Origin of the sequence: Amycolatopsis sp. NPDC049253, from assembly GCF_040678995.1 — a bacterium.
GTDB lineage: Bacteria > Actinomycetota > Actinomycetes > Mycobacteriales > Pseudonocardiaceae > Amycolatopsis.
The window spans coordinates 80,626-94,861 of sequence record NZ_JBFAQX010000018.1; the positions used below are offsets into that span (position 1 = coordinate 80,626).

The window sequence follows — 14,236 nt, forward strand, 5'->3', positions numbered from 1 at the left end:
CGAGGAGGGGTCGTGTTCTCAGCCGTACTGGCGGGACCGCGGGTCACCGTGCACCTGGTCCGGCGCCTGTTCGCGGCCTTGCCGGAGGCGGCCGAGGCCGTCCCGCGGATCGCGAGCGCGCTCGACGACGTGCGGGCGACGCTGCACCACCTCGAGCGCCTGCTCGCCTACGTCGCCGAGGAGCTGCCGGATCTGGCCGACCAGGTGGAGCAGATCCGCGCCCGCGTCGACGGCATGGAGGAAGCCTCGAAGAACCGCGTCACTCCAGCGTCGCGACGAAGCGGCTGACGGCCTCCATCGGGAACCGCTGGACGTAGCGCCCGGCCGGGGCGGCCGACGCGAGCCGGTACAGCGGCCGCTCGGCCACGGCGTCGCCCCGCGCTTCCGACCGCAGCTCCGCCACCAGCAGCTCGGAGAACACCAGCCCGTTGGCCTCGGTGTTGTTCAGCAGCGCGTCGGCGACCCGGCGCAGCTGCAGCGCGCCCAGCTCGCGCCCGCCCGTGCCGGCGAACACGGCGAGGTCGACCTTCACGGTCTTGCGCCGCTTGCCCGCGTTCACGAGCAGGCTCACCGTGCGGGTGCCGCGCACGTCGCCGATCACGATGTCGAGCCGCTCCGCCTCGACGAGCCCGATGCGGCGGATGCCCCACGTGCGCACGACCAGCGTCGTGCCTTCGAGCCAGATCCGGCGGCGCAGCGTGTAAAGCACGATGTACAGCAAGGGAAGCGCCACGACGACCGCGACAATCAGCCCCACCAGCTGCCCGCCGATCAGGCCCGCGATGCCGCCGAACGCCGCGGCCACGATCACCGCGCCGATGAAGCCGGACCACGCGCGCCGGCGCGTGAGCTTCGCGTCCTCGGCGAACAGCGGCAGCCGTTCCGGTGCGCCCTTGACGCCGTCCTGCTCGGTCATGCCCGTCACGCCTCCGCCGCCGTGAGCGCGGGGTTGGTCGCGCGTTCGCGCCCGATGGTCGTGGCGGGCCCGTGGCCCGGCAGCACGACGGTGTCGTCGGGCAGGGTCAGCAGCTTCGTGCGCAACGATCTCTCCAGTTCGGCGCCGGAGCCGTCGGAGCGCCCGATCGACCCGGCGAACAGCGTGTCCCCCGTGAGCACCAGCCTGCCACCTTCGCTCGCGTTCACGGCGAAAGCCACCGACCCCGGCGTGTGGCCGGGCACGGCCACGACGTCGAGTGCCAGGCCCGCCCTTTCGAGCGCGCCTTCGGCCAGCGGCACCGACGGTCCCGCGAACCACTCGCGGTCGGCCGGGTGCAGGTGCAGCGGGAGGTCGTGGCCGGCGGCGCCGGCGACGTGGTCGGGGTGACCGTGGGTGGCGAGCAGCGCGACCGGCGTGAGCCCGTGCTCGGCCAGCGCGGCCGCGAGCGGTTCCGCGGACTCCTGCCCGGGGTCCACCACGACGCACGCGCCGCCCGGCGCAGGGGCGAGCAGGTAGCAGTTCGCGCGCAGCGGTCCCGCGACGAACCCGACGACGAGCACCAAACCCCTCCTGTCCCGGCGTTGGCGAAGCGGCGCCGATCACGATCGGATCGAGACTAGCGGCCCCTGTACAGAGTCCTCACAGGCTGTGCCCATACACTGCCGCTACCTCAGACGTGTGACATCGAGCCTGAACTGGAGGGCGGGTGGCGACCAACCAGCAGCGCCGTGAAGCCGCTAAGCGGAAACTCGAGCGGCAGATCGAGCGCCGGCGGGACCGGGCCAAGCGACGCAAGATCGTGGGCGCTGGAGTGGTCGGCGGTGTCGTTCTCATCGTGGCCGGGGTAGTCGTGTGGGTCGTGAACAGCGGCGGTGGCGACGACAGCACGGCGGCTGCCAGCCCGCCGCCGTCGAGCTCGGCCCCGCCGGTGCCGACCGTCGGCCAGATCCCGACGCAGCGCACCGCGCTGCCGACGCGGACGAAGGCCCTGCCGAACCCGACCACGTGCGCCTACCCGGCCGACACGCAGAGCGCGCCGCCGCCGAAGAAGACCACGCCGCCGGACGGCAAGAACGTGGCGTCGGAGGGCAAGGTCGACATCACGATGAAGACCACCGTCGGCGACATCCCGATCACGCTCGACCGCGCGCTCGCGCCGTGCACCGTCGAGGCCTTCGTGAGCCTGGCGAAGCAGGGCTTCTACACCGACACGATCTGCCACCGCCTCGGCGTCACCGACCTGCAGATGCTGCAGTGCGGCGACCCGAACGCCAAGGGCGACGTGACGACCGACGGCACGGGCGGCCCCGGGTTCACCATCCCGGACGAGTTCATCGACGGCGAGAAGTACGGCCGCGGCATCCTCGCCATGGCCAACACGGGCCAGCCGAACTCGGGCGGCAGCCAGTTCTTCATGGTCTACGGCACCGCCGAGCTGCCTCCGAACTACACCATCTTCGGCAGCATCTCCGACCAAGGCCTCAAGGTCCTCGACGCGATCGCCAAGACGGGAATCGGCACCGTCGGCCAGGACGGCGCGACCGGTGAGCCGAAGAAGCAGGTCAAGTTCACGGCCGTGAACGTCGCGGCCTGAGTGTCTTTCCCGTTCGAGCTGAACGGCGCTGAACCCAGCGCCGTTCAGCTCGCTCGTGTTCTTTGCGGCTACGGCCACTTCACCGCGATGCAGGTCCGCGACGGCCGGGTTCGCGGCCTCGCCCTCCACCTCACGCGGCTGGCCACGAGCACCCGGTTGCTGTTCGGCAGCGAACTCGACCTCGACCGGGTCCGCGGCTACGTGCGCAAGCTCGTCGCCGGGCAAGGGGCGCTGTCGGTGCGCGTGCTCGTCTCTTCCCGCTCCAGCGAAGAAGCTCCCGTGATGGAGCCCGAAATCCTCGTGCGCACCGGTCCCCCGCACGAGCACGTCGCCGACCCGATCCGGCTGAGATCGGTGCGGTACCAGCGCGACCTGCCCGAGGTGAAGCACACCGGCACGTTCGGCCTGATCCACCACTCGCGCCAGGCCGTGCTCGCGGGTTACGACGACGCGGTGTTCATCGACCACAGTGGACACCTCAGCGAAGCGTCCATCTGGAACCTCGGGTTCCTCGAAGGCGACACGGTGGTGTGGCCCGAGGCAGCGGTGCTGCCGGGCATCACCTATCTGCTGCTGAAGGAACGGCTGGCCGCCGCCGGGGTCGCGCAGGTGACCCGCCGGGTCCACCCCCGCGAGCTGCCCGGCTTCGACGCCGTGTTCCTCACCAATTCCGAGACCGTGGGCCGGCCGGTCGCGTCCGTCGACGGTGTGGTGCTGCGCACCGACCCCGCGGCGGCCCGGTTGCTCACCGAGGCGTACGAAAGCGCGCCGTGGGACGAGATCTGAGCACTCCTCAGCGGTGCGTGAACGTCGGCGGCCGGCGGTTCAGGAACGCGTCGACGCCCTCCGCGTAGTCCTCGCCGTGCAGTGCGGCCAGGCGGATGGCGTCCACCTCGTCGTCCGGGTGCTGCTGACCGCCGACGATCTTCTCGATGATGCGGTTCATGCCGCGGATCGAGGCCTGCGAGCGGGAGCAGAGGGTGTCCACGAAGGCCGCGGTGGCCGCGGTGAGGCCTTCTGCGGCGTGGAGGTCGTTGACGAGGCCGATCTCGCGGGCGCGGACGGCGTCGATGAGCTCGCCCGACAGCAGGAGGTACTTGGCGTTCGCGGGGCCGACCAGGGAGACCAGCCGGCGCGTCGAGTCGAAGTGGAAGACGATGCCGAGCTTGGCGGGCGTGATGCCGAAGCGCGCGTCTTCCGAGGCGAAGCGGAAGTCGCACGCCACGGACAGCTGGCAGCCGCCGCCGATGCAGTTGCCCTGGATCATGGCGACGGACGGTTTGCGCATCGAGGTCAGGGCGGCCACAGCGCCGTCGACGGCCTTGTCGTAGGTGGCCGCGCCGTCGGCGGTGGAGCGCAGATCGCGGAACTCGCTGATGTCGGCGCCGGCCGAGAAGTGCTTGCCCGCACCCGTGAGCACGAGGACCTTGACCGCCGGGTCGGCCTCGACCTCGGCCACGACGTCCGGGATCGCCGACCACATTCCGTAGGTGATGGCGTTCATCTTCTCCGGCCGGGCGAACGTCAGCCGCGCGACTTCGCCGTCGCGCGTGAACTCGAATCCGTCGGTCATGCCAGCACCCTAGCGGGATCGCCCTGCGCGAAACCCGCGTCTGTGACCAGCTCCCCGCGCTAGCGTGGCGTCCATGGGGATGATCGAGGTCGACGGCGTGCGGTTCGGCTACGACGAAGCCGGCGAAGGCTCGCCCGTGGTGCTCCTGCACGCCGGGCTCGCCGACCGGCGCATGTGGGACCACCAGTTCGCGGCCCTCGCCGAGCACCACCGCGTGATCCGCTACGACCGCCGCGGCCACGGCGACTCGCAGGCGGCCGAAGGCACCGTCTCCCACCACCGTGACCTGCTCGCGCTCATGTCCGTGCTCGGCATCGACCGGGCCGCGCTCGCCGGCTCGTCGATGGGCGGCGCCTACGCGCTCGACGCGGCACTGGCCGCGCCCGAACGCGTCACCCGCGTCGTGCTCATCGGCGCCGGGCTGTCCGGGCACGAGTGGCCCGAGCCGATGGCGTCGGAAAGCCGCGAAGCCATGCTCGCCGCGGTGCCGTGGGAAAAGCTCAAGCGCTACCAGGACCACAGCGCCGAACGCGTCGACGAGGCGGACGTCCACGCGATCGCCGACGCCAACGTCCGCTACCTCGTCGTCGGTCCACATCGGACCCGAGCAGACGTCGACCAGGACTTCTACGCCCGCGCCCTCGAAATGTGCGAGGGCGTCTACCGCCGCGAGTGGACCGATCCGAAGTGGACGGAGGACCTCCCCGGCACCCGCCACCGCCTCGGCGAGATCACCGCGCCCACGCTGGTGATCATCGGCCGGGAAGACGGCTCGGGACTGCTCGAACTCGCCGACATGTTCGAGCGGGAGATCCCCGGCGCGGCCCGCCTCGACCTGCCCGGCACCGGCCACCTGCCCCCGATGGAGCGCCCCGCCGAAGTGACCGAGGCGCTCCGCTCGTGGTTCCGGGATCAGGAAGCCGACGTGACCCGGTAGACGTCGTACACGCCCTCGACGCCCCGCACCACCTTCAGCACGTGGCCGAGGTGCTTCGGGTCGCCCATCTCGAACGAGAACCGGCTCACGGCCACGCGGTCGCGCGAGGTCGTGACCGACGCCGAGAGGATGTTGACCTTCTCGTCGGCCAGCACCTTGGTGACGTCGGACAGCAGCCGGTGCCGGTCGAGCGCCTCGACCTGGATGGCCACCAGGAACACCGACGAGGACGACGGCGCCCATTCCACCTCGACCAGCCGCTCGGGCTGGGTGCGCAGGTCGTCGGCGTTGGTGCAGTCCGTGCGGTGCACGCTCACCCCGCCGCCGCGCGTGACGAACCCGAGGATCTCGTCGCCCGGCACCGGGGTGCAGCAACGGGCGAGCTTCGCCCACACGTCGCTGGCGCCCTTCACGATCACGCCGACGTCGTTGGATCCGCGCCGCCGCGTGACCGTGGACGGGGTGGCCCGCTCGGCGAGCTCCTCCTCCGCCTCGTCGACGCCGCCGATGAGCGCGACCAGCCGCTGCACCACGTGCTTCGCGCTGGTGTGGCCCTCCCCCACGGCCGCGTACAGCGAGGAGATGTCCCCGTGGCGCAGCTCCTTGGCGACCGAGCCCATGGACTCCGCCGAGACGAGCCGCTGGATGGGCAGCCCGACCTTGCGGATCTCCTTGGTGATCGCTTCCTTGCCCGCGTCGATCGCCTCGTCGCGGCGCTCCTTCGCGAACCACTGGCGGATCTTCGCGCGCGCCTTCGGCGAGCCGGCGAACTGCAGCCAGTCTCGGCTCGGGCCGGCGTTCTCCGCCTTCGAGGTGAAGATCTCGACGTTCTCGCCGTTCTCCAGCTTGCGCTCGAGAGCCACGAGACGGCCGTTCACCCGGGCGCCGATGCAGCGGTGGCCCACCTCGGTGTGCACGGCGTAGGCGAAGTCGACCGGCGTCGAGTCCGCCGGCAGCGTGATCACGTCGCCCTTGGGCGTGAAGACGAAGATCTCGCGCGCGGCCAGCTCGTAGCGCAGCGACTCGAGGAAGTCACCCGGGTCCGCGGCCTCACGCTGCCAGTCGAGCAGCTGGCGCATCCACGCGATCTCGTCGACGTCCATCGAGTTGCCGCTGTGGGTGCCCTTGGTTTCCTTGTACCGCCAGTGCGCCGCGATGCCGTACTCGGCGGTGCGGTGCATCTCGTACGTGCGGATCTGCACCTCGAGCGGCTTGCCGTCCGGGCCGATCACAGTGGTGTGCAGCGATTGGTACACACCGAAACGCGGCTGGGCGATGTAGTCCTTGAACCGGCCGGGCACGGGCTGCCACAGCGCGTGGACGACACCCATGGCGGCGTAGCAGTCGCGCACGTCCTCGACGAGGATCCGCACGCCCACCAGGTCGTGGATGTCGTCGAGGTCGCGCCCGCGCACGATCATCTTCTGGTGAATCGAGTAGTAGTGCTTCGGCCGGCCCTCGACCTTGGCGGTGATCCGCGACGACACGAGGTTGCCCGTGAGGTCGGCGATCACCTTGCGCAGGTAGGTGTCACGCGAGGGCGCGCGGTCGGCGACCAGGCGCACGATCTCGTCGTACTTCTTCGGCTGCAGGATCGCGAACGCGAGGTCTTCGAGCTCCCACTTCACCGTCGCCATGCCGAGGCGGTGGGCCAGCGGGGCGAGCACCTCCAGCGTCTCGCGGGCCTTGCGGGCCTGCTTCTCCGGCGGGAGGAAGCGCATGGTGCGCATGTTGTGCAGCCGGTCGGCCAGCTTGATCACGAGCACTCGCGGGTCCTTCGCCATGGCGATGACCATCTTGCGGATCGTCTCGGCCTCGGCCGACATGCCGAGCTTGACCTTGTCCAGCTTGGTGACGCCGTCGACGAGCTCGCCGACCTTGTCGCCGAAGTCGGCCTTCAGCTGGTCGAGCGAGAAGCCCGTGTCCTCGACGGTGTCGTGCAGCAGCGCAGCGACGAGCGTGGTGGTGTCCATGCCCAGCTCGGCGAGGATCGTGGCCACGGCGAGGGGGTGCGTGATGTACGGGTCGCCGGACTTGCGCCGCTGGTCGCGGTGCAGCTCCTCCGCGACGTCGTAGGCACGCTGCAGCAGCGCGAGGTCGGCGTTGGGGTGCAGCTCGCGGTGGATAACGGCGAGCGGCTCGAGCACCTGCTTGACGGGCGCGGCCCGCTGGGCCGTAATGCGGCGGGCCAGACGGGCCCGCACCCGGCGGGTCGCCGACGGGTTGGGCGCGGCCCCGTTCGCCTTCGGCGGCGGCACCGACTGCGCACCTCGCGCACCGGAGCCATCCTTCGCGGGCACCGGCTTGGCGGGCACCGCGGCGTCGAGCTCTTGGCTCACCCGCACCTCCTGCTGCTCGTGCGGCCTTCGAACCCCCAGGGTAGCCGTTCGACCGCGTGGCCTCGCCGCCTACGTCCGATCGGCAGACGGCGCGCCGCCGAGCACCTGCGCAGCCACACCTTCTTCAACGCCGCGCGAGCGTCCCGGCTTCCCGGCCGTTCGCGCTGGTGACGCGGGGTCAGACGACCTGCAGCGCCTCGACCCGGCGGCCCGCCAGCACGCCACGACCGCCCAGCGCCGCGAGCTCCAGCACCACCGACACGCCGTCGACCACGGCGCCGGCGTCTTCGAGCAGCTTGGCCGTCGCGGCGACCGTGCCGCCGGTGGCGAGGACGTCGTCGATCACGCCGACGCGCCGGCCGGGCTGCACGACGTCGGCCGGCAGCTCGACGCCGGCCGTGCCGTACTCGAGGCCGTAGTCGACCCGGCCCGCCACCGACGGCAGCTTGCCGGGCTTGCGGATGAGCACCACGCCGAGGCCGCGGGCGTACCCGACGGCCGCGGCGAGGAGAAACCCGCGGGCCTCGACGCCGGCCAGCAGCTCAACCCCGGGGCTGAGCGTGCCGGCCAGTGCGTCGACGACCGCGGCGAACCCGGGGCCGTCCGCGAAGAGCGGGCTCAGGTCGCGGAACAGCACGCCGGGCTCGGGAAAGTCCGGCACCTCGGCGATCAGGCCGAGGGCCTTCTCCAGCTCCATCCGGCTCAGCGCTTCCGCTTCGCCGACGACACGCCGCCACCGGCGCGGCGCGGCTTGTTCTGCGGGCGCGCTTTCGGAGTGCGGGCCGGAACGCCGGCCGCCGCGGCCATCGCCTTCTCCTTACGGAGCTCGGCGGCCAGGGCGTCGTCGTCCGCTGCGTCGAAGGCCTCGCCCTCGGCCTCGCGAGCGGCGGCCTTGGCCCGGCGGGCCGCGACGCGCTGCGCCTGCTGCTGGTACTTCGGTTCACGCATCTTGAAGTCGACCAGCAGCGGCGTCGCGAGCGCGACCGACGACAGCACGCCGACCAGGGTGCCCGTGAGCTGCACGAGCGCCAGGTCCTGCAGCGTGCCCGAGCCGAGCAGGACGTACCCGACGATCAGCAGGCCGAGGATCGGCAGCAGGGCGATGAACGCCGTGTTGAACGACCGCATCAGCGTCTGGTTCAGAGCCAGGTTGGCCGCCTCGGCGTACGTGCGGCGGGTGAGGCCGAGCAGGCCGCGCGTGTTCTCGCGGACCTTGTCGAACACCACCACCGTGTCGTACAGCGAGAACCCCAGGATGGTCAGCAGGCCGATCACCGTCGCCGGGGTGACCTCGAAGCCGACGAGCGAGTACACACCCGCCGTGACCACGATGTCGTGGATCAGCGAGATCAGCGCCGCCGCGGCCATCCGCGTGTCGAAGTAGATCGCCAGGAAGATCACCACGGCGACGAGGAAGACCGCGAGCGCGATCAGCGCCTGCCGCGAGATCTCCCCGCCCCACGACGCGCTCACCGCGCTGTCGCTGATGGCCTGCGCGCTAGGCTGGCCGTTGGTGCCCTCCGGCGCCAGGTCGGTGAACAGCTGCTGCTTCACCTTGGCGACCTGGTCGACCGGCAGCGCCTCCGACCGGATCTGGATCGTCTTCGCGTTGCCGGTGCCGACGCTCTGGGTCTCCGACGGCTGCTTGCCCAGCGCCTTGGTGAACGACTCGGTCACCTGCGAGGTGGTGATCTCGCCGTGCGCGCCGCGGGCCGGCAGCTGGATCTGCGTGCCGCCTTCGAACTCGATGCCGAAGTTGAAGCCGCGGATGAACATCGAGAGGATGCAGACGAGCACCAGCGCCGCGAAGAAGATGTACCAGCGCTTGCGCGCGCCGACGATGTCGAAGGCGCCCGTGCCGACGTAGAGCCGGTGGAAGACGCTTTCCTTCTTGCCGGACGGGGTGGCCTTGCCGGCGCCCGCCTCGGCGTCCGTGCCCAGGTCTTCGACGCCCACGTCAGGCCTCCTTCACGTTCGTGCGGCCGACGGCGGGGCGGGTGGACTTGCGCTCCGAAGCCAGGCGCTGGACGGCACCGAGGCCGAGGTTGCGGGGGTTGGACAGGAACGCCGACTTCGACGTGGACACCATCGCCACCAGCGGGTGCGTGACGAGGTAGACCACCACGAGGTCGAGCACCGTCGACATGCCGAGGGTGAACGCGAAGCCCTGCACGTCGCCGACCGCGATCACGTACAGGATCGCCGCGGCCAGGAAGCTCACCGCGTCGGACGCCAGGATCGTGCGCCGGGCGCGAGCCCAGCCGCGCGGCACCGCCGAGCGGAACGTGCGCCCTTCCCGGATCTCGTCCTTGAGCCGTTCGAAGTAGATGACGAACGAGTCCGCCGTGATGCCGATGGCGATGATCAGGCCGGCGATGCCGGCGAGGTCGAGCGTGTACCCGATCCACCGGCCGAGCAGCACCAGCACCGCGTAGACCAGCAGGCCGGACAGCGCCAGCGACAGGATCGTGAGAATCCCCAGCAGGCGGTAGTAGATCAGGCAGTAGATGAACACCACGATCAGGCCGATCGCGCCGGCGAGCAGGCCCGCCTGCAGCGATGCGGAGCCGAGCGTCGCCGACACGGTGGTGGCGTCGGAGGAGTCGAACGACAGCGGCAGCGAGCCGTACTTCAGGACGTCGGCGAGGTTCTTCGCGTCGGCCTGCGTGAACTGGCCGGTGATCTGCGTGTTGCCGCCGAGGATGGCCGACTGGATGGTCGGCGCGGACACGACCTGCGTGTCGAGCACGAACGCGGCCTGCGAGCCGACGTTGGCGGAGGTGAAGTCACCCCAGGTCTTGCTGCCGGCGCCGTCGAAGGTCAGGTCGACGACCCACTGGCCACGCTGCTGGTCGTAGCCCGAGGACGCGGTGGAGATCTCGGTGCCCGGCAGGAACTGGGGGCCCAGCACGTACTTCGTGGCGTCCTTGTCACCGCACGCGACCAGCGGCTTGTCCGAGAGGTCGTTGCCCTCGAGCGGGTCGGCGACGTTCGGCGCGCAGGTGAGCGAGGCCAGGGCGGCCTGCTGCGCGGCCTGCGCCTTGGCCTGGTCGGTCGAGGCCAGGTCCGGGTTCTGCCGGATGGCCTGCGCCTGCTGGATCGGCGTCTGCGCCTGGCCACCGGCCGCCGGGGTGGTCGAGGCAGGCGGGGCCGACGGAGTGGTGCTCGGCGGCTGCTGGGCCGGGGCACCGGCCGCGCCACCGCCGCCGTTCGGCGTGCTCGACGGCGCGCCCGTGGCGGACGGCGGAGCCGAGGGCGCACCGGAGGACGGCGGCGTGGAGGGGGTGCCCGAAGCCGGCGGCGCCGCGGGGTTGCCCGAGGCGGGCGGCGCGGCCGGGGTGTTCGGCTGCGAGGTGATGACCTTGCGGAAGCCGAGCTTCGCGGTCTGGCCGAGGGACTTCGCCTGGTCACCCTGCGCGCCCGGGACCGTGATGACGACGTTGTTGCCGTCGAGCACGACCTCCGTGCCGGCGACACCGATGCCGTTCACGCGGGTTTCGATGATCTGGCGCGCCTGGTTCAGCGAGTCTCGCGTGGGCTGGCCGCCGTCCGGCGTCCGCGCGGTGAGCGTGACCCGGGTGCCGCCCTGCAGGTCGATGCCGAGCTTCGGCGTGGGCTTGCCGCTGCCGGTGAAGAACACCAGGGCGTAGAGCACGACCACGATCAGGGCGAAGAAGGCGAGATAGCGTCCCGGGCGGAGATGCCCGGCCGATGGTGCCACGGTGCTTCGGTCTCCTCGGACTGGGTGGACCCCAACTGGTTCGGTGAGCGAGCCGGGACGGTGCTCCCGGGACGCTGCTGGGCATGACTATGGCGGCGGACACGCACGCAGCACCGAGACAGTACTCGGTGCTGCGTGAGCCCTGCGTTCGCCCGTACCGACTTTCGTCGGCTACGCGCGTGTCACTGCCCGGGGAAGAAGCAGGTCACTTCTTGCCGTGCTCCAGCGGGGGCGCGATCTGCGCACCGGACTTCTCGCCCTCGGCCTCGATGGACTCCTGCGCGGGCGCCTCGGCGGTGGTCGAAGTGACGCCGCCGACGGTGTCGTCGGAGTCCGCCTCCACCTCGGTCTCGTCGGTCTCGACGGCCGGCTGCACCTTCTCGCGGACCGCGATGCGCAGCCACGTGGTGACGACGCCCGGGGCGATCTCGATGTCGATCGTGTCGTCGCCGGAAGCATCGGCGACAGTGCCGTAGAGGCCCGAGGTGGTCATCACGCGGTCGCCGGGGGCGATGCTCTTCTGCAGGTCCTGCTGGGCTGCCTGCTGCTTCTTCTGCTTGCGGGTACCGAGGACGAGCGGCACGGCCACCACGACCAGCAGCAGCAACGGCAGCAGTAAGTTGTTCATGACTCTCCATTCGACGGACGTCGCGTCGTCGGTGCTTACGTCCGGTTTTGACGGATGTGCTGTCTTCGAGTGTGCCAGGTGCTCGCGAAATCGCCAGCACCCACCGTCCGTTGCGCTCCCGCCGGCCGGTGTCCGACGTCCCCGTCAACCCTGGTTCAGCTCTGGTCGAACAACGTGGGACCGCCCTGGTCCGGCCGCCCTGCGTCGGGCGGTGGCACCAGGCCGAGGTGCTCCCACGCGGCCGCGGTCGCGACCCGGCCACGCGGAGTGCGGGCGAGCATACCCGCGCGGACCAGGTAGGGCTCGCACACCTCTTCCACCGTGGTCGCCTCCTCACCCACGGCGACGGCGAGTGTGGAGATGCCGACCGGTCCCCCGCCGAACGAACGCGTCAGCGCGCTGAGCACGGCCCGGTCCAACCGGTCGAGGCCGAGTTCGTCCACGTCGTACACCTTCAGCGCCGCCCGGGCGACGTCCCTGGTCACGTTGCCGTCGGCGCGGACCTCGGCGTAGTCGCGGACGCGGCGCAGCAGGCGGTTCGCGATTCGGGGCGTGCCGCGTGAGCGGCGGGCGATCTCCGAACAGCCGTCCCGGTCGATGGGGATGTCGAGGATCGTCGCGGCGCGGCGCACGACGAGTTCCAATTCGGCATCGGAGTAGAACTCCATCTGCCCGGTGAAGCCGAAGCGGTCGCGCAGCGGTCCGGTGAGCGAGCCGGAGCGCGTGGTGGCCCCGACCAGCGTGAACGGCGCGATCTCGAGCGGGATGCTCGTGGCGCCCGGTCCCTTGCCGACCACGACGTCGACGCGGAAGTCCTCCATCGCGAGGTACAGCATCTCCTCGGCGGGCCGGGCGATGCGGTGGATCTCGTCGATGAACAGCACGTCACCGGGCGCGAGGTTGGACAGCATCGCCGCCAGGTCGCCCGCGCGTTCCAGCGCCGGGCCGGAGGTGATGCGGATGGCCGCGCCGAGCTCGGCGGCCACGATCATCGCCATGCTCGTCTTGCCGAGGCCGGGCGGGCCGGACAGCAGCACGTGGTCGGGTGGCACGCCGCGGCGGCGGGCGCTCTCCAGCACCAGCTCCAGCTGCTCGCGCACGCGAGGCTGGCCCACGAACTCGTCGAGCTTGCGCGGCCGCAGGGTCGTCTCGACCTCTCGCTCGCCGTTCTGCGAGAACGCGGAGAGCGTCTCGTCGGAGTCGCCGGCCGCTTCGAACTCCGTCACTTCGTGGTCCATCGTCTACCGCTTGCGCCCGAGGGTGGCCAGCGCCGAGCGCAGCACCGTCGCGGTGGTGTGCCCCTCGCCCTCGGCCAGCACGCGATCCACCGCCTGCTCGGCCTGTTTGGCCGGGAAACCCAGTCCTGCCAACGCTTCCACGACCTCGGCGCGCAGCGCACCGGGTGCGGACACGGCCGGCACCTCGCCGGTGCCACCGAGTGCGGTGACCTTGTCGCGCAGCTCGAGGCTGAGCCGTTCGGCGCCCTTGCGGCCGATGCCGGGCACCTGCGTGAGAACGGTGATGTTGCCTTCCACGAGCGCGGCGCGGAGCTTGTCGGGCTCCAGCACGGCGAGCGTGGCGAGCGCGAGCCGCGGGCCGATGCCCGACACGGTCTGCAGCAGGCCGAACAGCTCGCGCGCGTCTTCGTCGGCGAACCCGAACAGGGTCAGCGAGTCCTCGCGCACGACCAGCGCGGTGTGCAGCCGCACCTGCTCGCCGCGGCGCAGCGTCGCGAGCGTCGCCGGGGTGGCCTGCACGGCGAAGCCCACGCCGCCGACCTCGACCACGACGTGGTCCAGGCCGACGGACAGCACTTCACCGCGTACGGAGGAGATCATCGGGGTGCTCCAGTGTCGTCCAGCTTGCTCGGGGTCCGGCGGGCCGCGCGCCGCACCGGGGTGCGGGTGGCGGCGCCCGCCTGTTTCGCGGCGGCCGCCAGCTTGGCCTTGTGCGCGCGGGCCAGCTCGGCCGCGCGCGCCTCGGCGTCGGCGAGGCGAACGCGCATCGGCTCGCGCCAGAGGTGGCAGATGGCCAGCGCCAGCGCGTCGGCCGCGTCGGCGGGGTGGGGCTTCACCTCGAGGTTGAGCAGGCGCATCACCATACCGGTGACCTGCGCCTTGTCCGCGCGGCCCGACCCGGTGACCGCGGCCTTGACCTCGCTCGGGGTGTGGAACACGACCGGCAGCCCGCGCCGGGCCGCGGCCAGCGCGACGACGCCGCCCGCCTGCGCGGTGCCCATGGCCGTGCGGACGTTGTGCTGCGCGAACACGCGCTCGACGGCGATCGCCTCGGGCTTGTAGCGGTCCAGCCAGACCTCGACCTCGTCGGCGATGCCGAGGAGCCGGTGGGCGAGATCGTCCTCCGGCGGGGTGCGCACGACGCCGACGGCCACCGCGCGGACGACCCGGCCCTTGCCACCGTCGACCACGCCGAGACCGCACCTGGTCAGACCGGGGTCGACCCCGAGCACCCGCACACCTTCTCCTTCGCCTGCGCGAACATTCGTT

The 14,236-nt window shown here is 71.4% G+C and carries 15 protein-coding genes; 4 read left to right on the top strand and 11 right to left on the bottom strand.

Annotated elements, in window-relative coordinates:
- Positions 1-12: 12 nt before the first annotated feature.
- Positions 13-288: a hypothetical protein gene (locus AB0K15_RS32225; RefSeq protein ID WP_364058922.1), complete on the top strand. Its 276-nt coding sequence runs from the start codon at positions 13-15 to the stop codon at positions 286-288.
- Here AB0K15_RS32225 and AB0K15_RS32230 read toward each other — a convergent pair.
- Positions 260-916 (bottom strand): hypothetical protein, encoded by a 657-nt coding sequence (locus AB0K15_RS32230; protein WP_364058925.1) that lies wholly within the window; start codon positions 914-916, stop codon positions 260-262. The genes AB0K15_RS32225 and AB0K15_RS32230 overlap by 29 nt on opposite strands.
- Positions 917-921: 5 nt before the next feature.
- Complete coding sequence (locus AB0K15_RS32235; protein ID WP_364058928.1) at positions 922-1,497, bottom strand: MBL fold metallo-hydrolase; 576 nt, start codon at positions 1,495-1,497, stop codon at positions 922-924.
- Between the two features lie 146 nt (positions 1,498-1,643).
- Between AB0K15_RS32235 and AB0K15_RS32240 the strand changes: the two genes are divergently transcribed.
- Both AB0K15_RS32240 and AB0K15_RS32245 read left to right on the top strand, forming a co-directional pair.
- Positions 1,644-2,531 (top strand): peptidylprolyl isomerase, encoded by an 888-nt coding sequence (locus tag AB0K15_RS32240; protein ID WP_364058931.1) that lies wholly within the window; start codon positions 1,644-1,646, stop codon positions 2,529-2,531.
- Positions 2,532-3,317 carry an aminotransferase class IV gene (locus AB0K15_RS32245; protein WP_364058934.1) on the top strand — a complete coding sequence of 262 codons (786 nt, stop codon included), beginning with the start codon at positions 2,532-2,534 and terminating at the stop codon, positions 3,315-3,317. It begins immediately after the preceding gene.
- 7 nt (positions 3,318-3,324) lie between these two features.
- On the opposite strand, the gene AB0K15_RS32250 is transcribed toward AB0K15_RS32245, so the two are convergent.
- Positions 3,325-4,104 carry an enoyl-CoA hydratase-related protein gene (locus AB0K15_RS32250; protein ID WP_364058937.1) on the bottom strand — a complete coding sequence of 260 codons (780 nt, stop codon included), beginning with the start codon at positions 4,102-4,104 and terminating at the stop codon, positions 3,325-3,327.
- A gap of 73 nt (positions 4,105-4,177) precedes the next feature.
- Here AB0K15_RS32250 and AB0K15_RS32255 point away from each other — a divergent pair, with 73 nt between their 5' ends.
- On the top strand, positions 4,178-5,041 hold the full coding sequence (locus AB0K15_RS32255; protein WP_364058940.1) for an alpha/beta fold hydrolase: 864 nt from the start codon (positions 4,178-4,180) through the stop codon (positions 5,039-5,041).
- Here the strand turns inward: AB0K15_RS32255 and AB0K15_RS32260 are convergent.
- From AB0K15_RS32260 to ruvC, 8 genes are all read right to left on the bottom strand, one after another.
- Entirely contained in the window at positions 5,017-7,380 is a 2,364-nt protein-coding gene (locus tag AB0K15_RS32260) for a bifunctional (p)ppGpp synthetase/guanosine-3',5'-bis(diphosphate) 3'-pyrophosphohydrolase (RefSeq protein WP_364058943.1), read from the bottom strand. The genes AB0K15_RS32255 and AB0K15_RS32260 overlap by 25 nt on opposite strands.
- 178 nt (positions 7,381-7,558) lie before the next feature.
- On the bottom strand, positions 7,559-8,077 hold the full coding sequence (locus AB0K15_RS32265) for an adenine phosphoribosyltransferase (protein ID WP_364058946.1): 519 nt from the start codon (positions 8,075-8,077) through the stop codon (positions 7,559-7,561).
- 5 nt (positions 8,078-8,082) lie between these two features.
- The gene (secF, locus tag AB0K15_RS32270) at positions 8,083-9,336 is read right to left on the bottom strand and encodes a protein translocase subunit SecF (protein WP_364058949.1); all 1,254 of its coding nucleotides are present in this window, start codon (positions 9,334-9,336) and stop codon (positions 8,083-8,085) included.
- Between the two features lies 1 nt (position 9,337).
- The gene (gene secD, locus AB0K15_RS32275; protein WP_364058952.1) at positions 9,338-11,101 is read right to left on the bottom strand and encodes a protein translocase subunit SecD; all 1,764 of its coding nucleotides are present in this window, start codon (positions 11,099-11,101) and stop codon (positions 9,338-9,340) included.
- 205 nt (positions 11,102-11,306) lie between these two features.
- Positions 11,307-11,729, bottom strand: coding sequence for a preprotein translocase subunit YajC (yajC, locus tag AB0K15_RS32280; RefSeq protein ID WP_364058955.1), 423 nt, complete (start codon positions 11,727-11,729; stop codon positions 11,307-11,309).
- Between the two features lie 155 nt (positions 11,730-11,884).
- Entirely contained in the window at positions 11,885-12,967 is a 1,083-nt protein-coding gene (gene ruvB / locus AB0K15_RS32285) for a Holliday junction branch migration DNA helicase RuvB (RefSeq protein ID WP_364058958.1), read from the bottom strand.
- 3 nt (positions 12,968-12,970) lie between these two features.
- Entirely contained in the window at positions 12,971-13,567 is a 597-nt protein-coding gene (ruvA, locus tag AB0K15_RS32290) for a Holliday junction branch migration protein RuvA (protein WP_364058961.1), read from the bottom strand.
- Complete coding sequence (ruvC, locus tag AB0K15_RS32295) at positions 13,564-14,205, bottom strand: crossover junction endodeoxyribonuclease RuvC (protein WP_364058964.1); 642 nt, start codon at positions 14,203-14,205, stop codon at positions 13,564-13,566. Before ruvC ends, ruvA begins: the two co-directional genes overlap by 4 nt.
- Between the last annotated feature and the right edge of the window lie 31 nt (positions 14,206-14,236).